Raw genomic sequence first — 20870 nt, forward strand, 5'->3', positions numbered from 1 at the left:
CCGAGCCTCGCTCGTCAGCCGAGCGCGTTCCTCAGCATCGTCGCCGCGTCGCGGGGCCGTGAGGCCTCGGTGATGGCGCGGACGACCACGATCCGTCCCGCGCCGGCTGCCCGCAGCTGCGGCACCTGCTCGACATTGATCCCGCCGATGGCGAACCACGGCTTGTCCCCGATCCCGGCGGCGTCGGCCACCAGATCCAGCCCCACCGCCGTACGGCCCGGCTTGGTCGGCGTCTCCCAGACGGGACCGACGCAGAAGTAGTCCAGGGCGGAGTCCTCGGCGGCCTCCCGTGCCTGCGCCAGGCTGTGCGTGGAGCGGCCGATCATCACATCCGGCCCCACAACCCGGCGCGCCTGTGCGGTGGTGAGGTCGCCCTGTCCGACGTGCAGGACGTCGGCACCGACCAGGAGAGCGACGTCCGCACGGTCGTTCACCGCGAACATCCGGCCGTGCTCGGCGGCGATCCGCCCCAGCACTGTGAGCGCCTCGATCTCTGCGCGCGCCTCCAGGCGCTTGTCCCGGAGCTGGATGATGTCCACCCCGCCCTCATAGGCGGCATGGAGGAACGCCTCCAGGTCGCCCTGGTCGCTGCGAGCATCCGTGCACAGGTACAAACGGGCCGCGGCGAGGGCTGCGGCCCGGCGCGACCGGACCGAGGGGTCGGTCAACTGGGTGGGAGACGGCGTCGACATCACGGGCCTATAGTAGGAGCGCAATTCCGCGGGAGCCCCACGACGTGCGGGCTGAGAGGGCTTCGTGCCGACCGCTGAACCTGATGCGGATCATGCCGCCGTAGGAAAGGAAATGCTCATGGTTGAGCACAGCGTCACCGTTTCCCCGCCACGCGAGGGCGGCGCGCGCTCCGTGGTCGTGGTCGGTGCCGGCGTGATCGGTCTCGCCACCGCCTGGGAGCTCCTCGAGGCGGGCTGGGACGTCACCGTGTGCGATCCCGAACCCATGTCCGGAGCGAGCTTCGCCGCCGCGGGGATGCTGGCGCCGGTCTCTGAGGTCGTCTGGGACCAGCCGACGCTCTACGGACTGATGGTCTCCGCCGCCATGGTGTGGCCCCGGCTCGCCGGCCGGGTGGCGTCGGCCGTGGGGCGCCCCGTCGGTCATCTCACCACCGAGACACTCGTCTGTGCGTCCGATCGCGCCGATCGGCAGGCGCTGGCCGACCTCGCCGTCCTCCAGCGGCGCCTCGGCATGGACCTCGACGAGATCTCCTCCTCGACGGCTCGGGCTCTCGAGCCTGCCCTGGGACCGGGGGTGGTCGGTGCCGTCCGGATCCCTGACGACCACCAGGTCGACCCGCGGCGCCTCATGGACGCCTTGCTCGAGGTGATCGGTCGCCGCGGCACCGTCGTGACGCAGCAGGTCACCGGTGTGTGGTGGCGCGATGAGGCCGAGGGTGAGCGGCGCGTCGGGGGCGTACGTCTCGCCGACGGCGCCACCCTGGCAGCCGACGAGGTGCTCGTCGCCGCCGGTCTCGCCTCCGGAGAACTCGAGGGGCTGCCGGACGGGCTCGATCTGCCGCTGCGCCCGGTCTGGGGGGACATCCTGCGGGTCCGGGTGCCCGAGCGGCTCCGGCCGCTGCTGACCCGTACGGTCCGCGGACTGGTGCACGGCCTGCCGGTCTACCTCGTCCCCCGTGACGACGGCACCCTGGTGATCGGCGCCACCTCACGCGAGGACGGCCTGGCGGGCCCGAGCGTCGGCGGGGTCCACCAATTGCTGCGGGACGCCCAACGACTCGTCCCCGGCGTGCTGGAGTGCGAGCTGCTCGAGGTCACGGCCCGGGCTCGCCCCGGCACCCCGGATGATGTCCCGCTGATCGGCCGGGTCGCCCCCGGTCTGACCGTGTCCACCGGTTACTTCCGTCACGGGATCCTGCTCAGCGCCCTGGGGGCCCGGTTGGGAGCGGACCTGGTGGCCGGCAAGGACATCGAACCCGAGACGGCGGCGGCCGTCGACCCGTATCGCTTCGCCCCGGCATCCGCCGCCCCGACGCGCTCCACCGAGGAGGCAGCCCGATGACCGCGACCGTCAACGGGGAGGCGTACGCGCCGCGGGACGGGGAGACCGTCCTCGATCTCGTCGCGGCTCGCCTCGGCCGGCCACTCGGTCCCGACGGGCAGCCCCTCGACGGGGGCCGGCTCGGCGTGGCGGTCGCGGTCGACCGGGCCGTCGTCCCGCGCGGCAGCTGGTCGCGTACGGCGCTGGCCGATGGGCAGCACATCGACATCGTCACCGCCGTCCAGGGCGGTTAGGAGCATCATGGACATCCGCGACGCCGGGCCGACCGGCGCTTCCCTGACCGCACCCCTCGTCATCGGTGAGCGGTCCTTCGGTTCCCGTCTCGTCATGGGTACGGGAGGCGCCACCTCGATGGCCACCCTGGAGAAGGCCCTCGTCGCCTCCGGGACCGAACTCACCACCGTAGCCATGCGCCGTTTCGGACCGACGGGCCGAGAATCGCTCTTCGCCCTGCTCGAGCGGCTCGGGATCCACGCCCTGCCCAACACCGCCGGCTGCTACACCGCCCGCGACGCGGTCCTCACCGCCGAACTCGCCCGAGAGGCCCTGGAGACCGACTGGGTCAAGCTGGAGGTGATCGCCGACGAGGACACCCTCCTGCCCGATCCGGTGGAACTCGCCCGGGCCGCGGAGGACCTCGTCGGCCGCGGTTTCGTCGTGCTCGCCTACACCAACGACGATCCCGCCCTCGCGCGGCGGCTGGAGGACCTCGGTGTCGCCGCGGTGATGCCGGCCGGAGCGCCGATCGGTACCGGGTTGGGGATCCTGAACCCGCACAACATCGGACTGATCGTCTCCCGGGCCTCGGTGCCCGTGATCCTGGACGCCGGCGTCGGCACGGCCTCCGATGCGTGTCTGGCGATGGAGTTGGGCTGCGACGCCGTCCTGCTGGCGACGGCGGTGACCCGGGCGCAGGACCCGGTGGGGATGGCCACGGCCATGCGCTACGCCGTCGAGGCCGGGTTCAGGGCCCGCCATGCCGGGCGGATCCCGCGACGTACGCTGGCCCTGGCCTCCAGCCCGTTGGAGGGGATGATCGCGGGATCCCGCGAGGAGGACGCGCTGTGAAACCACTGGTCGAGCCCGGTGCCCCGCTGTCGGCGGTCGAGGCCGGCCGTTTCGCCCGTCACCTCACCCTGCCCGGGGTGGGCGTCGAGGGCCAGCGGCGATTGCGCAACGCCAGGGTGCTCGTCGTCGGTGCCGGTGGTCTCGGCGCCCCGACGCTTCTCTACCTCGCGGCCGCGGGGGTGGGGACACTGGGCGTCATCGACGACGACGTCGTCGACCTGTCCAACCTCCAGCGCCAGGTGCTGCACCGCACCGAGGACCTCGGGCGGCCCAAGGCCGAGTCGGCCCGCGACGCCGTCCTGCGGCTCGATCCGTCGGCCGTGGTGGAGACGTACGTCGAGCGGCTCGACGGGGACAACGCCCTGGAGCTGTTCGGGACCTACGACCTGGTCCTCGACGGGGCGGACAACTTCGCCACCCGCTACCTGTGCAACGACGCGGCCGAACTCACCGGTACCCCGCTCATCTGGGGGTCGATCTTCCGGTTCCAGGGGCAGGTGAGCGTTTTCTGGCCCGGCGAGGGCCGATGCTGCGCGACCTCTTCCCCGACATCCCGCCGGCGGGCTCCGTCCCGTCCTGCGCGGAGGGCGGCGTCTTCGGTGCCCTGTGCGGGTCGATCGGCTCGGCGATGGCGACGGAGGCGATCAAGGTCATCTCCGGGCTGGGGGAGCCCTTGGTGGGGCGGGTGCTGGTCCACGACGCCCTCCGTGCCGAGCAGCACACGCTGCGCCTCGTGCCGGACCCCGACCGCCCACCCGTGACCTCCCTCGCCGAGGCGGTCGAGGCCTGCGCCGGGACCGTGGCTCCACGGGTGGACACGACCACGGTGACGGAGGTCGACGCGGCGCGGCGGGAAGGCTCCCCGATGGTGCTGCTGGACGTCCGCGACGACTGGGAGCGCGAGATCATCACCGTGCCCGACGACCTCTGGGTCCCGCTGAGCGAGGTCCGGGCGAGCGGTTGGCAGGCTGTCGAGGAGACTCTCGACGGGGCTGTGGACGTGGTGGTCTACTGCCGGTCGGGTGCCCGCTCGGCCGAGGCCATCCGGCTGCTGCAGGCGGGGGCGCCCGAAGGGGTGCGGCTGCGCAACCTGACCGGGGGCGTGCTGGCGTGGGCGCGGGAGTTCGGCGGCCCCAGCTACTGACCTGCGTGGTGCCTAGCGGCGGTAGCACGGCGTTGTCCTGGTCTTGGGTCGATCTGTGATGATGGTCCGCATGTCCGATCACACCGCCAGCCCGCAGGCCCGTACGCGGAGGGTCAAGAAGCCCACGACGATCCGCGACATGTTCCTGTCGCTGGCCGTGGTCCTCGTGCCGCTGCTGCTGCTCACGTGGCTCTACACCAACAACCTGCCCGACTACCCGGTGCAGGCGGTCGACCCCGCGCCTGCCGTCGCCCGGGCACGAGCGGAGGCTCCGTACCCGATCCTTGTCCCCACGGGACTGCCGACCGGGGAGGGCGGCTGGGTGGTGACGCAGGCGTCCTGGGTACCGAAGGGCGGCCGGACCCGGGCGGGCGACGCGGCTTCGTTCACGAACGAGTGGCTGTGGGGTGCCCTCGACCTGTCGAAGACGTACTACGCGGTCAACGAGTCGGACGACGAGCCTCGCCGGGTGATCCAGCGCCAGAGCCGGGAAGGGGATCCCGACGGGGCCTCGACGGTCAACGGACGCCAGTGGGAGCGGTGGCGTTCACCCGACGGTCGCACCCGCGTGCTGGTGCTCCGGGAGAACGGCTACACCGTGACCGTCACAGCGGATGCCTCGTACGAGGGCCTCGAGGCGTTGGCCTCGACCCTCAGCGACCACTGACGGGGCGCTGCTCCTCGCCCGGCGTCCGCCGGTCGCGGGCCGCCTCGATCCGGGACCGCGCCCCGTCCAGCCAGGCCTGGCAGATGTCGGCGAGTTGCTCTCCGCGTTCCCACAGGGCGAGAGACTCGGACAGGCCCGCGCCGCCGGACTCCAGCGTCTGCACGATCTCGACCAACTGGTCGCGGGCCTGCTCGTAACTCAGCTGGTCCCCAGGCCGCTGGCCACCCGTCCGGTCCTCACCCATCGAAACGTCCCTCCTCGAAATCCTCGTCGAAATCCTGGTCCTGGCGGCCCTCGACCTCGACGACCTGGACCACCATCGTGCCGTCGGCCAGCCGCGCGATCAGGCCATCGCCCTCGTCCACCTCGGCCGTCGAGGTGATCGGCCGATTGTCGGCGTCGAGCAGGATGGCATAGCCGCGCTCCAACGTGGATGTCGGCGACAGTGCCCGGCCGCGTTGGCGGGCGTGCTGCAGCGCGACCTCCTCGGAGCGTAGGCGCCCCTCGACCGCGCGCAGCGCGCGGTCGCGCAGGCTGGTCAGTCGTTCGCTGTGCAGGTCGAGAGTGCCGGTGGGGACCCGGAGCACCGGGCGGGACCGCAGGGCGGCCAGCTCGTCGGCACGGATCGTGACAGTACGTGCCATGGCCCGGTCGAGGCGTCCGCGGATCGTGGCGACGTGGCCGAGTTCGGCGTTCGCGTCCGGCACGACCCGCTTCGCCGCGTCGGTGGGGGTGGAGGCGCGCAGGTCGGCGACCAGGTCGAGGATCGGCTGGTCCGGCTCGTGGCCGATCGCGCTGACGACCGGCGTGTGGGCCCGGGCGACTGCCCGGACGAGTCCCTCGTCACTGAACGGGAGCAGGTCCTCCAGCGAACCCCCGCCGCGCGCGATGATGATCACCTCGACCGCTGGATCGGCGTCGAGCTCCGCCAGGGCGGCCATCACCCCCGCCGCGGCCTGCGGGCCCTGGACCAGCGAGTGGCGGACGGCGACGTCGACCGCCGGCCAGCGCCGTCGCAGGTTCTCCAGCACGTCCCGCTCAGCCGCGGAGTCGGAGCCGGTGATGACCCCGACACGGCGGGGCAGGAACGGCAGTCGCTTCTTGTGGATCGGGTCGAAGAGTCCCTCGGCCTGCAGCATCCGCTTCAGCTGCTCGAGGTGGGCCAGCAACCGGCCCTCACCGGACGGGCGGATCTCCAGCAGTTCGTAGCTGAGCTTGCCGGTCTTGTACCAGTAGCGTGGGCGGACCCGGGTCACCACGGTGGTGTCGACGCTGAGCGGGCCGGCCACGTCAAGGACGGCGATCGGGCAGGAGGCCTGCACCGACACCTCCTCGGTCAGGTCGCGCAGGGTGAGGAAGGCGTAGCCGCCGCGGTGCCGGTTGAGCTCGATCACCTGGGCCTCGACCCACACCTCGCCCAACCGCTCGACCCACGTACGTACGGCCTGGGCGATGGTCCGCAGGGGCTGCGGGTGCTCCGGGGTGGAGGTGATCTTCCGGTCGGCACTCACGAGGATCACCCTACGACGGCCCGCCTACACTGGCTGCCATGACGACTCCCCAGACGCCCGACCGGACCCTCGCCGAGGCGCGGCCCACCGACACCGCCAAGCGGGTCGTGGTCGCCGCACCGCGTGGCTACTGTGCCGGCGTCGACCGCGCGGTGCAGACGGTCGAGAAGGCGCTGGACACCTACGGTGCCCCGATCTACGTCCGCAAGCAGATCGTCCACAACCGGCACGTGGTGGAGACCCTGTCGGAGCGGGGTGCGATCTTCGTCGACGAACTGGACGAGGTGCCGAACGACTCGCTGGTGATCTTCTCCGCCCACGGTGTCTCGCCGGCGGTGAAGGCGGAGGCCGAGGCCCGGGGTCTGCGGACGATCGACGCGACCTGCCCGCTGGTGACCAAGGTGCACCACGAGGCGAAGCGCTTCGCCAACCAGGGCGTCCAGATCCTGCTGATCGGTCATGGCGGCCACGAGGAGGTGGAGGGCACCTCGGGCGAGGCGCCGGACCACATCACCCTCGTCGAGCATCCGGCCGATGTCGACCAGTTGGAGGTGGCCGATCCGGAGAGGGTCGCCTGGCTGTCGCAGACGACCCTGAGCGTCGACGAGACGATGGAGACGGTCGATCGGCTGCGGGAGAAGTTCCCCCATCTGATCGACCCGCCGAGCGACGACATCTGCTACGCGACCCAGAACCGGCAGTCCGCGGTGAAGCAGATCGCTGCCCACTCCGACCTCGTCATCGTCGTGGGCTCCGCGAACTCCTCCAACTCCGTCCGACTGGTCGAGGTCGCGCTCGAGGCCGGCGCCCGCGCCGCGCACCGGATCGACAACGCCGACGAGATCGACCCGACCTGGCTGACCGGGGTGTCGTCGGTCGGCGTGACCTCCGGTGCCTCGGTGCCGGAGAGCCTGGTCCAAGGGGTGCTGTCCTACCTGGAGCAGCAGGGCTTCCCGCCGGCCGAGCAGGAGCGTCTCGTCGAGGAGAACCTGACCTTCGCCCTGCCGCACGAGCTGCGGACCTCGCGCCGCGGGACGCGCGCCTGAGCAGGCTCCACGGCGCTCTCCGTCCCGGTAGGGTCGGAGCAGCATCGGAGCACCGTCGGAGCGCACAGCAAGGGGAATGGCCATGGCAGGGGAGCCCGCACCGGTCCAGATCGTCCACCCTCGTGACGTGGTCCTGGCGCCGGGTGGGGGGATCAGCGTCCGGCGCACCCTGCCGGATCGTCATCGGTCGCTGATCGGTGCCTGGTGCTTCCTCGACCACTTCGGCCCCGAGGAACCGTCGGTCCACGGCGGTATGCGGGTCGCCCCGCACCCCCACACCTCCCTGCAGACGGTCACCTGGCTCTTCTCCGGCAAGGTGGAGCACCGGGACTCGCTGGGGACACGAATGGTCGTACGCCCCGGACAGCTCAACCTGATGACGGCCGGGCGCGGGATCAACCACTCCGAGTACTCGACCCACGACAGCGAAACCCTGCACGGGGTCCAGCTGTGGACGGCGCTGCCCGCGGCCCATCGCCTGACGGATCCTCGCTTCGACCACTACGAACCGCAGCCGGTCACCATCGGCGAACACCGGGTCAGTGTCTTCCTCGGACGACTGGCCGGCGCGACGTCCCCCGTGGGCACGTTCAGCCCGCTGGTGGGAGCCGAGATCGTGCTCGGAGCCGGTGAGCTGGCCCTGGACGTCGACCCCGGCTGGGAGTACGGCCTGCTCGTCGACAGCGGCGCGATCAGCGTCGACGGCGAAGCGCTTGCCGACGCCGAGCTCGGCTACCTGGCGCCGGGGCGCACTCGGCTGGTCATCCGCCAGGAGGCTGACGGCCCCCGACCCACCCGCGTTGTCCTGATCGGCGGGGCGCCCTTCGGCGAGCAGATCATCATGTGGTGGAACTTCGTCGGCCGTACGCACGCCGAGGTCGTCAACTACCAGGCGAACTGGCAGGCGGCGATCGGGCAGAGCAACGGCGAGGGGACCAACCCCCGGCAGTTCGGCCCGATCACCGCCCTCACCGATCGCGAACCGCCGATCCCCGCGCCGCCGCTGCCGCCGGTGCACCTGCGGCCCCGCGGCTGACGGGCTGTCCCGTCTCCTCAGCCCGTCAGCTGTCAGCCCTAGCGGCTGTCAGCCCCCGCCCACCAGGAAGCGGTAGGCCGGGCTGTTCGCGGTCAGGCGCTCGCACTCGACCGGTGAGGCGTCCATCCGGGCCAGTAGCGCCGCCAGGTCCGTGGGCTCGCTGAGCTCGATGCCGACCAGGGCCGGTCCCAGCTCACGATCGTTGCGCTTGACGTACTCGAACAGGACGATGTCGTCGTTCGGCCCCAGCACCTCGTCGAGGAACGCCCGCAGGGCGCCCGGCTCCTGGGAGAAGTTGACCAGGAAGTAGTGCTTGCGGCCCTCCCAGACCCGGGAGCGTTCGATGACCTCGGCGTAGCGGGAGACGTCATTGTTACCGCCGGAGACGATGGCGACCACCGTCTGGTCCTGGCCGACCATCACGCTCGTGCGCAGGGCGGCCGTCGCCAGGGCCCCGGCCGGCTCGGCGATGATGCCGTCCACCTGGTACATCTCCAGCATTTCGGAGCAGACCGCCCCCTCCGGCACGTTCACCGTCAGGGGTCGCTGGAGGGCGGCCACGGCGTACGGGCAGTCTCCGACGCGGCGGACGGCCGTGCCGTCGACGAACGTGTCGAGGTGCTCGAGGTTCACCGGCCCGCCCGCCGCGAGGGCGGCCGCCAGGCTTGCCGCACCGGTCGGCTCGACGGCGATCACCCTGGTGTGGGGAGCCCGCTCCCGCATCCAGCTGAGGATGCCGGCAAGCAGTCCGCCACCCCCGACCGGGACGAGCAGGATGTCGGGCGCCGTGCCCAACTGCTCCACGATCTCCTGGGCGACGGTGCCCTGGCCGATCACCGTGCGGGGGTCGTCGAAGGCGGGCACGATCGTCGCGCCGGTGCGCTCCGCTTCCGCGGCCGCGAAGGCGGCGGCTTCGTCGTAGGTGCGCCCGACCAGCACCACGTCGATCATGTCCCCGCCGATCTCGGCCATCCGATCACGCTTCTGGCGGGGCGTGCCGGTCGGGCAGACGATGCGGCCCTTGATGCCCAAGGCACGGCAGGCGAAGGCGACTCCCTGGCCATGGTTGCCCGCGCTCGCGCAGATCACCCCGGCCGCACGGTCGGCTTCACTCAGGCCGCTGATCAGGTAGTAGGCCCGCGCAGCTTGTAGGAGCGGACCGGCTGCAGATCCTCGCGCTTGACCCAGACAGCCGCGCCCGTGCGCATACTCAGCCGCTCGTTGCGCTGGAGCGGGGTGCGGTGCACCACGCCGCTGATCCGCTTGGTCGCCTCCTCCACCGCGTCGGCGGCGATGCGGACGCCGCCCCACTCGAAGCTCGGGGTATCTCCATGGTCACCGGGCCATTCTGCTCTCAGCTCGCCTCGTCGCTCAGCAGATCGGCCCCATGCTGCTCCGCATCCTGGACGAGTTCGGGCGCGCTGGCCGTGCGCAGCGGCTCGTCGACAGGGGCGGGGGAGGCCAGGGCGTCCCGCGACACCTGCAGGTCACGCATCTTCCGCGCGGTGACCAGGACCCGGCTCTCCAGCGAGCCGACGGCGGCGTTGTACGACCGGACAGCGTTGCCGAGGCTGCGGCCCACCCGGTCGACGTGGTCGCCGAAGGTCGCGAGACGTTCGTACAGTTCGCGGCCGATCGCGTAGACCTCGGCGGTGGACTCGGCCAGCGCCACCTGGCGCCAACTGTGCGCGATCGTCTTCAACATGGCGATCAGGGTCGCCGGGGTCGCCAGCACCACGTCGCGTGCGGCGGCGTACTCGTGCAGGTCCGGGGCCTGTTGGAGGGCGGCGGCGAGGAACGCGTCGGAGGGCAGGAAGAGCACCACGAACTCCGGGCTCAGTCCTGCGAGTCGCCAGTAGCGTTTGGCGCCCAGTTGGTCGATGTGCGTGCGGACGTGGCGGGCGTAGGTGACCAGCAGTTCGTCGCGCACGCCGTCGTCCTCGCTCTCCATGGCGTCGAGGAAGGCGGCCAGCGGCACCTTCGAGTCGACGAAGACGCTGCGCCCGCCGGCCAGGTTGACCCGCATGTCGGGCCGCAGGGTGGCGTCCTTCGTGCTGATCGAGATCTGCAGGTCGACGTCGCAGTGCTCGACCATGCCGCTGATCTCCACGATCCGCTGCAGCTGTGTCTCGCCCCAGGCGCCACGGACCTGGGGCTTGCGCAGGGCCGTGGCCAGGGCTGCGGTCTCCCGGCGCAGGTGCTCCCCGGTGGCGCGGACCTCGAGCACCTGGTGGCGGAGGTCGGTGGTCATCGCCACGCGTTCCTTCTCCACGTCCGTGAGGCGACGCTCCAGGCGGTGCAGCGACTCCTGGAGTGGTTGGAGGACGTCGACGGTCGCCGTCATGCGTTGGTCGGCCGCGCGGTCAGCGCTCAGGGCCTGGCGCTCCAGGGCATCTGCCGACAGGGCGCGGAAGCGTTGGGACAGGACGTCGTCGTAGCCCGGTCGGGGACGTCGCAGCAGGAGCAGCCAGATGGCCACCGCGGCGATGATGAGCCCGGCCAGCAGGCCGATGACGATGCCGAGGACGAGGGAAGTGGGGTCGTGACCCGTCGCGATCATGCTGCCAGTCTGGTGGGTGCCACTGACATCGACGCAGAGGATGAGGAGTTGAATGGGCCCATGCCGATGACTCTTCCTCCCGTTCCCGCCGCGCTGGCCCACATCGAGGACTTCGGCCGGTTCGTGACGTCGGCACCGAGTCCCTTCCACGCTGCGGCGGAGCTCGCCCGCCGACTCGAGGTCGCCGGCTTCGTACGCCAGGACGAGACCGAGGCCTGGGACGTCGGCGTCGGTGGGCACTACCTGGTCCGCGGCGGTGCCGTCGTGGCCTGGCGGATCCCGGAGAGTGTCGGGGTCGCCAGCGCCTTCCGGATCGTCGGGGCGCACACCGACTCCCCGGCGTTCCAGGTCAAGCCGCACCCCGACACCACGGCGAACGGCTACCAGTTGGTGAACGTCGAGGTGTACGGCGGCATGCTGCGCAACTCCTGGCTCGACCGCGAACTGGGACTGGCCGGTCGGCTGGTCACGGTGGACGGGGACGAGACCTTGGTCAGCACCGGCCCACTGATGCGGATCCCACAACTGGCGATCCACCTGGATCGCAAGGTGAACGACGGGTTGGTGCTCGATCCGCAGCAGCACCTCCATCCGGTCTGGTCCGTCGGACGGCCGGAGGCGTCCCTTCTGGGCCACGTGGCGGGGATGGCCGGGCTGGCCGCGGACGAGGTGGCGGGCTTCGACCTGCGCAGCTTCGACGTTCAGCCGCCCGCGGCCTTCGGTGGTGACGGCGAGTTCTTCGCGGCCGGCCGGATGGACAACCTGCTCAGTGTCCACGCGGGCGTCTCCGCCCTGATCGACTCCACCCTGGTGGATCACGGCACCGACGACATCCAGGTGCTGGCCTGCTTCGACCATGAGGAGGTGGGCTCGGAGACGCGGGCGGGTGCCGCCGGCCCGATCCTCGAGGACGTCCTCGTCCGTACGGGCCACGCGCTGGGAGCGGACGCGGACGGCGTGCGGCGGATGTACGCCCGCTCCAGCGTGGTGTCCAGCGACGGGGGTCACGCAGTCCACCCCAACTACCCGGACCGTCACGACCCTGCGCACCAGCCGGTGCTGAACGGCGGGCCGCTGCTCAAGGTGAACGCCTCCCAGCGCTATTCCACCGATGCCGTGGGGGCCGCCCTGTGGGCGCGGGCCTGCCGGGCTGCGGAGGTGCCGTCCCAGGTCATCGTGTCGAACAACGCTGTCCCGTGCGGTTCGACCATCGGACCGATCACGGCGACCAGGCTGGGCATCCTCACGGTGGACGTCGGCGCCCCCATCCTGTCGATGCACTCGGCGCGCGAGATGTGCGGGACGGCCGACCCGTACGCCCTGCGACAGGCGCTCGGTGCCTACTGGGCCGGCGCCTGAGACCGCGCGGCACACGTCCAGGCGAAGCCCGGCAGAGCCCGAGCCTCATGCTAATCTCGCCTCACCCGGCCCCGGGACTACGCAGAGGGGCTCTGTGACCATCGATCTGGAGTGTTCATGAGCGACTACGATCCGTCCTGGAGCGGCGACTGGGAGGCAGATCCCGCGCACTCCACCATCCGCTTCACGGCTCGGCACGCGATGGTGGCGAAGGTGAGCGGCGCCTTCGACGACATCGACGTGAAGATCCACGCGGACGCGGAGAATCCGGAACAGTCCAGCGTCGCGGTGCGGATCGGTGTCGCCAGCGTGAACACCCGCAACGCCCAGCGCGACGAGCATCTGCGCAGCGCCGACTTCTTCGACGCGGAGAAGTACCCCTACATCACCTTCGTCAGCACCTCCATGGAGGAGGTGGACGACATGGCGTTCATGGTGACCGGTGAACTCACCATCCGCGACATCACCAAGACGGTGGTCATCCCCGTCGACGTCATCGGTGTGGCCAAGGACCCGTTCGGCGCCGGCACCCGCGCCGGGTTCGCCGGCAAGCGCCGGATGAATCGTCGCGACTTCGGCCTGGAGTGGAACGTGCCGCTCGACACCGGCGGTGTCCTCGTCTCGGAGAAGGTCGAGCTCGACTTCGAGATCAGCGCCATCAAGACGGGGCCCGCCGCGGGCGCCGATCAGTGACCACGCCGAGCTGATCCCCGAAGGAGAGATGATGGCCAGTAGCGAAGACCTCGAACCGCAGAACATCCGTCGCAAGGAATTCAGCGTCCGGATGCGGGGCTTCGAGACGACCGAGGTGTCTGACTACCTCGCCGATCTCGCCGACCTCATCGAGGACCTGCAGGACGAGAACGCGCGACTCGTCCAGACCAATCGCGACCTGCGCGCCGAGCTGGAGTCGTACGGCGGGACGCCGCCGCAGGGGGCCGGTCCCGCCCCCGTGTTCTCCGCGCCGGCGCCCGCGCCGGTGGCCGAGCAGGGTGTCACGGCCGGCGGTCAGGCGGAGGCGATCCTCACCCGCGCCCAGCAGATGGCTGACCAGCTGATGGCGGACGCCGAGGTGGAGGCCCGGCAGCGGGTCGCCGACGCCGCTGACGTCGACCTGGTGGACTACGTCCGGACGTACGCCCGTGTCACCCATGACCAGATGAAGGGCGTCCTGGAGCAGATGAACCAGCAGCTCGACCGCCTGCACGACCTGGCCAGTCGCGACGCGCACGGTGCCGCCTGGGACGCGACGACCCGTCAGGGCTGATCCGACTGAGGAGGATCGGGCCGCCGGGGGAGCGGGTTCCGGCGGCCGGAGGCCGTCCGTCCCTCGGCTAGACTGACCTGCCGTGGCACTCACCATCGGAATCGTCGGTCTCCCCAACGCGGGCAAGTCAACGCTGTTCAACGCGCTGACCCGCAACAACGTCCTCGCCGCGAATTACCCGTTCGCGACGATCGAGCCGAACGTCGGCGTGGTGGGCGTACCGGACCCGCGACTCAAGGTCCTCGGCGAGATGTATTCCTCCGAGCGCCTCGTACCGGCCACGGTGTCCTTCGTCGACATCGCCGGCATCGTCAAGGGTGCCTCTCAGGGGGAGGGCATGGGCAACGCCTTCCTCGCCAACATCCGTGAGGCCGACGCCATCTGTCAGGTGACCAGGGTCTTCGACGATCCCGACGTGACGCACGTCGACGGGGCGGTCAACCCCGGCAACGACATCGACACGATCACCACCGAGCTGATCCTCGCAGACCTCCAGACGATGGAGAAGGCGATGCCGCGCCTGGAGAAGGAGGCGCGGATCAAGAAGGAGTCGAAGCCCAAGTACGAGGCCTGGCAGCAGGCGTACGCGACCCTGTCGGAGGGCAAGGGCGTCTACGCCGCAGGGCTCGATCTGGAGCCGCTGCACGACCTGTTCCTGCTCACCGCCAAGCCGTTCATCTACGTCTTCAACTGCGACCAGGACGAGCTGGCCGACGAGGACATGAAGGCGCGGATGCGGGCCTTGGTCGCCCCGTCCGAGGCGATCTTCCTGGACGCGAAGTTCGAGTCCGAGCTGGTCGAGATGGAGGAGGACGAGGCCCGTGAGTTCCTCGCCGAGATGGGCGTGGAGGAGCCTGGCCTGGACGTGCTGGCCCGCGTCGGCTACCAGACCCTCGGCCTGCAGTCGTACCTGACCGCCGGCCCCAAGGAGGCCCGCGCCTGGACGATCCACCAGGGCTGGACCGCCCCGCAGGCCGCCGGCGTCATCCACACCGACTTCGAGAAGGGCTTCATCAAGGCCCAGATCGTCTCCTTCGACGACTTGGTCGAGGCGGGCTCGGAGCAGGAGGCCAAGGCCCACGGCAAGCTGCGCCTGGAGGGCAAGGACTACGTCATGCAGGACGGCGACGTGGTCGAGTTCAGGTTCAACGTCTAGCGATTTTGACGCTGCGCGTCATACAAGGATCGATCAGGTCCTGCGCCGACGAGTCGATGGGACCTGGCGAGCGGCGCAGGCATCGGCTACCAGGTGTCGCTGAGTCCCGCCTCCTCCAGATAGTCCAGCAGGTTCTCGGTCAGCTCGAGGCTGCTCACCTCGTCCCGGCTGACCCAGCGCACGTCATCGGCGTCATCCCCGGCCACCAGTTCGCCCCCGACCACGGCGGCCAGGAAGTCATGCACGTCGAACTCGCGACCGTCACCCGTAGGGAGTCGTACGTTGAGCACCTCACGCTGGATACGTACGCGGAGCCCCGTCTCTTCGAAGGCCTCCCGGACGGCGGCCTGGGCAGGTGATTCGCCACGCTCGATCCGGCCGCCGGGCACCGTCCAACGTCCGCGCTGCGGTTCGTGACCGCGCTGGACGAGCAGGATCTGGCGCCGTTCGTTGACGATGATGACGCCGGCGGCCGGGATCGTACGCACGCATCCATCTTCCCTGACCCTGATGCGGACGGCTCGGCTCAGGTCCGCAGTCGTGCGATGGCGGCGTCGAGCATCTGCTCGGTCAGCCTGCCGGTGAAGGGTGTTCTGCTGGCTCACGTGGTAACAGCCGACGAGCCGCACCGGCCGACCGTCCTGCAGCGTGAGGGTGGCCTCGACCCCGTGTCCGAACGTCGGCTTCGGGCGGGGCACGCCCCAACCCAGCCGGCGGGCGGCGGCGAGCATCGAGTCCCAGGCGATGGAACCGAGCGCCATGATCGCGGTGAGGTTCGGCTCCGCCAGCCGCAGGTCGCGGTCGAGCCAGGGTGCGCAGGTGGACTTCTCCAAGGTGGTCGGCTTGTTCTCGGGTGGCGGGCAGTGCACGGGGGCGATGATCCGCAGCCCGGTCAGCCGCAGCCCGTCGTCGGCGCTGACGGCGTACGGCTGGTTGGCGAAGCCGGCCCGGAACAGGGCCGCGTACAGCCACTCGCCCGAGCGGTCACCGGTGAACATGCGCCCGGTCCGGTTCGCGCCGTGGGCGGCGGGCGCCAGCCCGATGACCAGTGCTGCGGCGCCGGGGTCGCCGAAGCTCGGCACGGGACGTCCCCAGTAGGTCTGATCGGCGAAGGCCGCCCGCTTCTCGCGCGCCACCAGCTCGCGCCAGGCGACCAGGCGCGGGCACGCACGGCACACGCTCACCCGGGCGTCCAGCTCCTCTCGGCTGGCATCGGCAGCCAGCTCGACGACGTCGGCCGGGGTGTGCGCGACAGGAATCACGAGGTGCACCTTTCGCAGGGTTCCGATCCGAGTCTGGTACCTGTCGGCCCGGGCCGCTACTGCGAGCCGCCCAGCATGCCCAGCCTCTGGCCTACGGTGAATACACCACCGGTGAATACACTGGGGTCAGGCGTGCTCGTGTCGCCTCTTCTTCGTGGCTGGGCCGCGGGTCGAAGTGCCGCCGGGCCCCAGGACAGCGTCCGCCATCAGTTTTCGGTGAGGCGCGAGATGTCTTCTGAAGACCGGATCCAGCAGCATCGCCGGTACCTGATGTGCCGGCCGGACCACTTCACGCTCAGCTACGAGATCAACCCGTGGATGCATCTGGCCCATCCCATCGACATGTCCAGAGCGATGCGGCAGTGGCAAGCGCTCCGCGACACGTACGTGAGGCTGGGGCATGAGGTCGAGCTCATCGATCCGATCCCGGGACTCAACGACATGGTCTACGTGGCCAACGGTGGCCTGGTTATCGGTGGTGTGGCGCTGGGTGCGAAGTTCAGCGTCAGCGAGCGTCGGGGTGAGGAACTTCCTTTCCGGGAGTGGTTCGCAGCCCACGGATACGACGTCGTCGAGCCCGTCGCGATGCAGGAGGGCGAGGGAGACCTCATGCTCGTGGGCGAGACGATCCTCGCCGGTTACGGCTTCCGGTCCCAGCTGGACAGCCACGCCGAGGTTGCGGGCGTGTTCGGTCTCGAGGTTGTCTCGCTGCGGCTGGTCAACCCGTTCTACTACCACCTCGACACCGCCCTGTGCGTCCTCGACCCGGTGCAGGGCCCCGGTGGTGTCGACCTGGCGAACATCGCCTATCTGCCGTCGGCCTTCGACGAGCGCAGTCAGGCCGAGCTCGTCGAGCGCTTCCCCGACGCGATCCGCGTGCCCGCCTCTGTGCCCGAGACCCTGGAGGTGAACGCGGTGAGCGACGGCCGCAACGTGGTCCTCTCGCCGCACTCCGACAGTTTCGTCGCGCAGTTGCGCGAGCGCGGCTACCACCCCGTGCCGGTCGATGTGTCCGAGCTGCACCTCGGCGGGGCGGGATCAAATGTTGCACTCTGGAATTGCGAGGAGCAGACCATGAGCACGATGACGAACCCTGACACGCCGACGGCGCACTTCATCCACGAGGAGGGCGAGCACCTGGCGCACAACTACGATCCGCTTCCGGTGGTCGTGTCGACTGCTGAGGACGTGTGGGTGACCGATGTCGAGGGCAGGCGCTACCTCGATCTGCTGTCCGCCTACTCGGCCCTGAACTTCGGGCACCGCCACCCCGAGCTGGTCAAGGCGGCCGTCGATCAACTTGGCAGGCTCACCCTCACCAGCCGGGCATTCCACAACGACCGGCTCGGGGCCTTCGCCACTGCCCTTGCCGAGCTGTGCGGCAAGGACATGGTGCTGCCGATGAACACCGGCGCGGAGGCGGTCGAGACCGGGATCAAGGCGGCGCGCGCTTGGGCCTACCGAGTCAAGGGTGTCCCTGCGGACGCCGCGCGGATCATCGTGGCGGCGGGCAACTTCCACGGCCGTACGACCACGATCGTCGGGTTCAGCGACGACCCGGTCACTCGGGACGGGTTCGGGCCGTTCACGCCGGGCTTCGTCACGGTGCCGTACGGGGATGCCACCGCGATCGAAGCAGCCATCGATGCGAACACCGCCGCCGTGCTCATCGAGCCCATCCAGGGCGAGGCCGGCGTCATCATCCCGCCGCAGGGCTACCTGCGGGCGGTCCGCGAACTGTGCACGCAGCACAACGTGCTCCTCATCGCCGACGAGATCCAGTCCGGCCTCGGCCGCACGGGCACGACGTTCGCGTGTGACCGCGAGGGCGTCGTCCCCGACCTCTATCTGCTGGGCAAAGCGTTGGGCGGTGGCATCCTGCCGGTCTCGGCCGTCGTCGGTGACCGCGACGTCCTCGGGGTGTTCGGTCCCGGCGAGCACGGGTCGACCTTCGGCGGCAATCCGATCGCCGCCGCGGTCGGGCTGCGCGTGGTCGAGCTCCTCCGCACCGGCGAGTTCCAGGAACGCGCGACAACGCTTGGTGAGCACCTCAAGGGGCTGCTCGACGACCTGCTGGGCCGCGGCCTCACTGAGGTCCGCGTGGCGGGACTGTGGGCGGGCCTCGACGTCGAACCGTCACGCGGCACCGGCCGCCAGGTCGCCGAGAGGCTGCTGGCCCGCGGCGTGCTGGTGAAGGACACACACGCCCAGACCATTCGCATCGCGCCTCCGCTGACGATCCAGGTATCCGACCTGGACTGGGCGGTCGACCAGCTGAAGCTCGTCCTGCAGCGGCACTGACTCCTTGAAGCCGGTGACATATCGCGCGATATCATGGCCGCATGGCGAACCCTGTCCGGGAACTGCGCGAAGCCGCGGGCCTCAGCCAAGCTGAGCTGGCTGAGCGATCCGGGGTCGCGCAGCCCAATATCGCGGCGTATGAGGCGGGTCGGCGCCGGGCTTCGGCCGCGATGCTGGAACGACTGCGCAAGGCGGCTCGCCCGCTGCCGCACGACGCGCTGGCCGTCCACCGCGACGAACTGGTCGCATTGGCACACAGCTACGGCCTCAGCAACATCCGGGTCTTCGGCTCGGCGGCACGTGGAACGGACCGTCCGGGCAGCGATCTGGACATCCTGGTGAGTCGTGCCCCGGGGACCGGACTGATGACGCTGGCTGCGTTCGCCGAGCGGGCCAGTGATCTGCTCGGAGTGGAGGTCGATGTGGTGACCGATGGCGGTCTGCGCGTTGATCACGAGATCCTGACGTCGGCCGTTGCTGTATGAACGCACGGGATGCCGCTGCGTTGCGCGAGATCGTCCGGCTGTGTGATGTGGGAGCGGATCTGGTTGCCCGCGGTCATGAGGGGTATGTGGCTCGGCCGTGCCGCGGCCGGATTCAGGCGCGACCCCGGGCGGCTCACCAGCCCGGATAGCGATCCCACCAGCCCGGATCACTGACCTCCGGATCATTGGTCAGCTGCCTCAGCAGGTCGCGCGCGAGGGTGTCCAGGGGCCAGGCGAGGTCGAGTCGACTGACCAGTTCCACGGGCCAGGCGTGCACGCCATGCGCCGCTCCGAGGATGGCCCCGGTGATCGCTGCCACCGGCGCCGGATGCGGTGCCGTCGAGGCGAGCTGAAGCGCCGTCACCTCGGATCCGGGTCCTGGATGACTGAGGACACAGTAGACGGCGCCCGCCAAGGCAGTCTCCGCCGAGGCATCAGGGGCGATCCGCGCCAACCGGTTCCGGTCCGCGGGGGCATGCTCCGCCTCGTCACGGACCTGGTCTAGTTGGCCGCCTTCCGCCAGTTGTCCCGTCCGGGACAGGGCATCGGTGGGGTCCCGTCCGCTCAGACACTCCGCGGCGAAGAGGACCGCGGTGGCCGTCGCCTGCTGGGCGGCCGGGGCGCCATGGGTGAGCGCTGCGCAGGCCTCCGCCTCGCGCTTGAGCTGGTCCCGGGAACGGGTGGTGGCCAGCGCTGCTGCGGGCAGGGTGCGGATCAGGGCATGGCATCCGGCGTTGTTCGTGACCGGACGCTCGGGCGTGCCGGGCCGGTCCTGCTGGAGCGCCAGGATCGTTGCCGCTGAGGGCCCCGGTTCTCGGCGAGTTCGGGGATGTGTGCCAGCCAGCCGTCCGGCCACTCGCCGGCGCTCTTGCTGCCCCAATAGGCCGAAGCGGCGGTGGCGATGTGCTGCAGGGCCGCCCAGCGGCTGTACGCGTGCCACAGCACCCAGTTGCGGTTGCAGGAGCCGTGGAGGCGGCGCCGTACGTCGGCACGGATGAGGCCTTCGGCGGTGAAGGCGGCCAGTTGCGTGGCGACACCGGCCCAGAGGCGCTCGCACTGGGCCACCTCGCCGCGTAGGCCACCGATCGCCTCCCCGAGGGCGAGGCCCAGCATCAGCCCGCGGACACGCTGCTCCCACCGGTAGCGCTGGTCTCCGTTCATGATGCCTCCGACAGGTGAGCTACCCCGTTCTCGCCTGCCACACCAGTCTCGCATCCCGATGGCCGCCGCCACCGGCGTTCGTGCCCGTCCAGGGGAGGGGCTTGACTCCCTTGGATCGGCGCCGGTCAATGGAAGGCATTCGCACGACTCCACGACTCAGGCCCACGGGCCAAGGAGGTACGGACGATGGACAGGCCGTCCGCGGCATCGGCGGAACTACTGGTCGACTTCATCATCACGGTGGACGGGTACGCCTCGGGCGAGGGCTGGCCCGGGTGGTGGGGCCTGGAAGGGCCCGAGTACCTCGCCTGGCTCGACGCCCAACCCGAAAAGGACTACACCGTCCTGATGGGAGCGAACACCTACCGGATGTACTCCTCGTTCGCGGCCGCCGCCCAGGCGTCGGCGGGTGAGGTGGACGGCGACGAGACCTCCGCGCTGGCCGGCGTCACCATGCACCCGACAGTGGTGTTCTCCTCGACCTTGCCTGCGGTGGAGTGGCCCCACGCCGAACTGGTCAGTGACGACGCCGTCGACGCGGTGCGGCGGATGAAGCGCGAGCGTCGCACCTCGATGCGCACCAACGGCAGCCTCAGCCTGTGCCGCTCACTGCTGGCGGCCGGGCTGGTGGATCGTTTCCGCATCGTCGTCTTCCCGCTGATCACGGGGAAGACCGGACGCGAGCGCATCTACGACAACTACCCCGACCTCGCCCTGGAACTGGTCCAGACCCGTACGTTCGACGGCCGTCTGCAGCTGCTCGAGTACATGCCCACCCTGATCAGTGGGCCGCCCCGCACGCGCCCCGCGTGA

23 protein-coding genes, 2 pseudogenes and 1 riboswitch are annotated in these 20870 nt (G+C 70.3%); of the genes and pseudogenes, 15 read left to right on the forward strand and 10 right to left on the reverse strand.

What is annotated here, in order from left to right; translation table 11 throughout:
• Positions 1 to 14 precede the first annotated feature (14 nt).
• Positions 15 to 692: a thiamine phosphate synthase gene (thiE, locus tag Rai3103_RS10945; protein ID WP_153573716.1), complete on the reverse strand. Its 678-nt coding sequence runs from the start codon at positions 690 to 692 to the stop codon at positions 15 to 17.
• A gap of 18 nt (positions 693 to 710) precedes the next feature.
• A riboswitch (TPP riboswitch) is annotated at positions 711 to 817 on the forward strand.
• On the opposite strand from thiE, the gene thiO reads away from it, so the two are divergent.
• The 6 genes and pseudogenes from thiO to Rai3103_RS10970 all read left to right on the forward strand — a co-directional run bounded on the left by thiO (position 811) and on the right by Rai3103_RS10970 (position 4913).
• Entirely contained in the window at positions 811 to 2034 is a 1224-nt protein-coding gene (gene thiO, locus Rai3103_RS10950) for a glycine oxidase ThiO (RefSeq protein ID WP_228488858.1), read from the forward strand. (Overlaps the previous riboswitch by 7 nt.)
• Entirely contained in the window at positions 2031 to 2267 is a 237-nt protein-coding gene (gene thiS / locus Rai3103_RS10955) for a sulfur carrier protein ThiS (RefSeq protein WP_153572640.1), read from the forward strand. The genes thiO and thiS overlap by 4 nt, the downstream gene beginning before the upstream one ends.
• A gap of 7 nt (positions 2268 to 2274) precedes the next feature.
• Positions 2275 to 3102: a thiazole synthase gene (locus Rai3103_RS10960; protein ID WP_153572641.1), complete on the forward strand. Its 828-nt coding sequence runs from the start codon at positions 2275 to 2277 to the stop codon at positions 3100 to 3102.
• Positions 3099 to 3880, forward strand: a pseudogene (moeB, locus tag Rai3103_RS10965) (molybdopterin-synthase adenylyltransferase MoeB); the annotation flags it as partial. The gene Rai3103_RS10960 and the pseudogene moeB, both read left to right, overlap by 4 nt.
• Before the next feature lie 87 nt (positions 3881 to 3967).
• Entirely contained in the window at positions 3968 to 4246 is a 279-nt protein-coding gene (locus tag Rai3103_RS16995; protein WP_194793358.1) for a rhodanese-like domain-containing protein, read from the forward strand.
• Between the two features lie 70 nt (positions 4247 to 4316).
• Positions 4317 to 4913 (forward strand): DUF4245 family protein, encoded by a 597-nt coding sequence (locus tag Rai3103_RS10970; RefSeq protein WP_194793100.1) that lies wholly within the window; start codon positions 4317 to 4319, stop codon positions 4911 to 4913.
• On the opposite strand, the gene Rai3103_RS10975 is transcribed toward Rai3103_RS10970, so the two are convergent.
• Positions 4900 to 5157 (reverse strand): exodeoxyribonuclease VII small subunit, encoded by a 258-nt coding sequence (locus Rai3103_RS10975; protein WP_153572643.1) that lies wholly within the window; start codon positions 5155 to 5157, stop codon positions 4900 to 4902. The genes Rai3103_RS10970 and Rai3103_RS10975 overlap by 14 nt on opposite strands.
• Positions 5150 to 6424 (reverse strand): exodeoxyribonuclease VII large subunit, encoded by a 1275-nt coding sequence (gene xseA, locus Rai3103_RS10980; protein WP_228488859.1) that lies wholly within the window; start codon positions 6422 to 6424, stop codon positions 5150 to 5152. Before xseA ends, Rai3103_RS10975 begins: the two co-directional genes overlap by 8 nt.
• A 38-nt stretch (positions 6425 to 6462) precedes the next feature.
• Here xseA and Rai3103_RS10985 point away from each other — a divergent pair, with 38 nt between their 5' ends.
• A complete protein-coding gene (locus Rai3103_RS10985; RefSeq protein WP_153572644.1) occupies positions 6463 to 7470 on the forward strand; it encodes a 4-hydroxy-3-methylbut-2-enyl diphosphate reductase in 1008 nt (335 codons plus the stop codon).
• An 82-nt stretch (positions 7471 to 7552) separates the two neighbouring features.
• Positions 7553 to 8506, forward strand: coding sequence for a pirin family protein (locus Rai3103_RS10990; protein WP_228488860.1), 954 nt, complete (start codon positions 7553 to 7555; stop codon positions 8504 to 8506).
• Between the two features lie 48 nt (positions 8507 to 8554).
• Here the strand turns inward: Rai3103_RS10990 and ilvA are convergent, their stop codons facing one another.
• From ilvA to Rai3103_RS11000, 3 genes are all read right to left on the reverse strand, one after another.
• Positions 8555 to 9595: a threonine ammonia-lyase IlvA gene (ilvA, locus tag Rai3103_RS10995; protein ID WP_338420017.1), complete on the reverse strand. Its 1041-nt coding sequence runs from the start codon at positions 9593 to 9595 to the stop codon at positions 8555 to 8557.
• A gap of 35 nt (positions 9596 to 9630) precedes the next feature.
• Positions 9631 to 9786 (reverse strand): pyridoxal-phosphate dependent enzyme, encoded by a 156-nt coding sequence (locus tag Rai3103_RS18750; RefSeq protein WP_338420018.1) that lies wholly within the window; start codon positions 9784 to 9786, stop codon positions 9631 to 9633.
• Between the two features lie 74 nt (positions 9787 to 9860).
• Positions 9861 to 11066, reverse strand: coding sequence for a DNA recombination protein RmuC (locus Rai3103_RS11000; RefSeq protein ID WP_153572646.1), 1206 nt, complete (start codon positions 11064 to 11066; stop codon positions 9861 to 9863).
• A 66-nt stretch (positions 11067 to 11132) separates the two neighbouring features.
• Here Rai3103_RS11000 and Rai3103_RS11005 point away from each other — a divergent pair, with 66 nt between their 5' ends.
• The 4 genes from Rai3103_RS11005 to ychF all read left to right on the forward strand — a co-directional run bounded on the left by Rai3103_RS11005 (position 11133) and on the right by ychF (position 14848).
• Entirely contained in the window at positions 11133 to 12425 is a 1293-nt protein-coding gene (locus Rai3103_RS11005) for a M18 family aminopeptidase (protein WP_153573718.1), read from the forward strand.
• Positions 12426 to 12542: 117 nt separating this feature from the next.
• Positions 12543 to 13118, forward strand: coding sequence for a YceI family protein (locus Rai3103_RS11010; protein WP_153572647.1), 576 nt, complete (start codon positions 12543 to 12545; stop codon positions 13116 to 13118).
• 28 nt (positions 13119 to 13146) lie between these two features.
• A complete protein-coding gene (locus Rai3103_RS11015; RefSeq protein ID WP_153572648.1) occupies positions 13147 to 13692 on the forward strand; it encodes a DivIVA domain-containing protein in 546 nt (181 codons plus the stop codon).
• A gap of 82 nt (positions 13693 to 13774) precedes the next feature.
• Entirely contained in the window at positions 13775 to 14848 is a 1074-nt protein-coding gene (ychF, locus tag Rai3103_RS11020) for a redox-regulated ATPase YchF (protein WP_153572649.1), read from the forward strand.
• A gap of 86 nt (positions 14849 to 14934) precedes the next feature.
• On the opposite strand, the gene Rai3103_RS11025 is transcribed toward ychF, so the two are convergent.
• Both Rai3103_RS11025 and Rai3103_RS11030 read right to left on the reverse strand, forming a co-directional pair.
• A complete protein-coding gene (locus tag Rai3103_RS11025; protein WP_194793101.1) occupies positions 14935 to 15336 on the reverse strand; it encodes an NUDIX hydrolase in 402 nt (133 codons plus the stop codon).
• Between the two features lie 38 nt (positions 15337 to 15374).
• Positions 15375 to 16104: pseudogene (locus tag Rai3103_RS11030) on the reverse strand (uracil-DNA glycosylase); the annotation flags it as partial.
• Positions 16105 to 16338: 234 nt separating this feature from the next.
• Between Rai3103_RS11030 and rocD the strand changes: the two are divergent.
• Positions 16339 to 18411, forward strand: coding sequence for an ornithine--oxo-acid transaminase (gene rocD, locus Rai3103_RS19065; protein WP_422396001.1), 2073 nt, complete (start codon positions 16339 to 16341; stop codon positions 18409 to 18411).
• Positions 18412 to 18452: 41 nt separating this feature from the next.
• Positions 18453 to 18896, forward strand: coding sequence for a helix-turn-helix domain-containing protein (locus Rai3103_RS11040; RefSeq protein ID WP_153572651.1), 444 nt, complete (start codon positions 18453 to 18455; stop codon positions 18894 to 18896).
• Positions 18897 to 19029: 133 nt separating this feature from the next.
• Here Rai3103_RS11040 and Rai3103_RS11045 read toward each other — a convergent pair whose 3' ends face one another.
• Both Rai3103_RS11045 and Rai3103_RS18760 read right to left on the reverse strand, forming a co-directional pair.
• Entirely contained in the window at positions 19030 to 19686 is a 657-nt protein-coding gene (locus tag Rai3103_RS11045; protein ID WP_338420102.1) for an ADP-ribosylglycohydrolase family protein, read from the reverse strand.
• Positions 19611 to 20057 carry a hypothetical protein gene (locus Rai3103_RS18760; RefSeq protein WP_338420019.1) on the reverse strand — a complete coding sequence of 149 codons (447 nt, stop codon included), beginning with the start codon at positions 20055 to 20057 and terminating at the stop codon, positions 19611 to 19613. Before Rai3103_RS18760 ends, Rai3103_RS11045 begins: the two co-directional genes overlap by 76 nt.
• A 186-nt stretch (positions 20058 to 20243) precedes the next feature.
• On the opposite strand from Rai3103_RS18760, the gene Rai3103_RS11050 reads away from it, so the two are divergent.
• Positions 20244 to 20870, forward strand: a complete 627-nt coding sequence (locus Rai3103_RS11050; protein WP_153572653.1) for a dihydrofolate reductase family protein — start codon at positions 20244 to 20246, stop codon at positions 20868 to 20870.

The organism is Raineyella fluvialis, assembly GCF_009646095.1.
GTDB lineage: Bacteria > Actinomycetota > Actinomycetes > Propionibacteriales > Propionibacteriaceae > Raineyella > Raineyella fluvialis.

Coding starts and splice junctions, on each gene's coding strand:
- thiE (WP_153573716.1), bottom strand. CDS start 692: ATGTCGACGCCGTCTCCCACCCAGTTGACCGACCCCTCGGTCCGGTCG.
- thiO (WP_228488858.1), top strand. CDS start 811: ATGGTTGAGCACAGCGTCACCGTTTCCCCGCCACGCGAGGGCGGCGCG.
- thiS (WP_153572640.1), top strand. CDS start 2,031: ATGACCGCGACCGTCAACGGGGAGGCGTACGCGCCGCGGGACGGGGAG.
- Rai3103_RS10960 (WP_153572641.1), top strand. CDS start 2,275: ATGGACATCCGCGACGCCGGGCCGACCGGCGCTTCCCTGACCGCACCC.
- Rai3103_RS16995 (WP_194793358.1), top strand. CDS start 3,968: ATGGTGCTGCTGGACGTCCGCGACGACTGGGAGCGCGAGATCATCACC.
- Rai3103_RS10970 (WP_194793100.1), top strand. CDS start 4,317: ATGTCCGATCACACCGCCAGCCCGCAGGCCCGTACGCGGAGGGTCAAG.
- Rai3103_RS10975 (WP_153572643.1), bottom strand. CDS start 5,157: ATGGGTGAGGACCGGACGGGTGGCCAGCGGCCTGGGGACCAGCTGAGT.
- Rai3103_RS10985 (WP_153572644.1), top strand. CDS start 6,463: ATGACGACTCCCCAGACGCCCGACCGGACCCTCGCCGAGGCGCGGCCC.
- Rai3103_RS10990 (WP_228488860.1), top strand. CDS start 7,553: ATGGCAGGGGAGCCCGCACCGGTCCAGATCGTCCACCCTCGTGACGTG.
- Rai3103_RS11000 (WP_153572646.1), bottom strand. CDS start 11,066: ATGATCGCGACGGGTCACGACCCCACTTCCCTCGTCCTCGGCATCGTC.
- Rai3103_RS11005 (WP_153573718.1), top strand. CDS start 11,133: ATGACTCTTCCTCCCGTTCCCGCCGCGCTGGCCCACATCGAGGACTTC.
- Rai3103_RS11010 (WP_153572647.1), top strand. CDS start 12,543: ATGAGCGACTACGATCCGTCCTGGAGCGGCGACTGGGAGGCAGATCCC.
- Rai3103_RS11015 (WP_153572648.1), top strand. CDS start 13,147: ATGATGGCCAGTAGCGAAGACCTCGAACCGCAGAACATCCGTCGCAAG.
- rocD (WP_422396001.1), top strand. CDS start 16,339: ATGTCTTCTGAAGACCGGATCCAGCAGCATCGCCGGTACCTGATGTGC.
- Rai3103_RS11040 (WP_153572651.1), top strand. CDS start 18,453: ATGGCGAACCCTGTCCGGGAACTGCGCGAAGCCGCGGGCCTCAGCCAA.
- Rai3103_RS18760 (WP_338420019.1), bottom strand. CDS start 20,057: ATGAACGGAGACCAGCGCTACCGGTGGGAGCAGCGTGTCCGCGGGCTG.
- Rai3103_RS11050 (WP_153572653.1), top strand. CDS start 20,244: ATGGACAGGCCGTCCGCGGCATCGGCGGAACTACTGGTCGACTTCATC.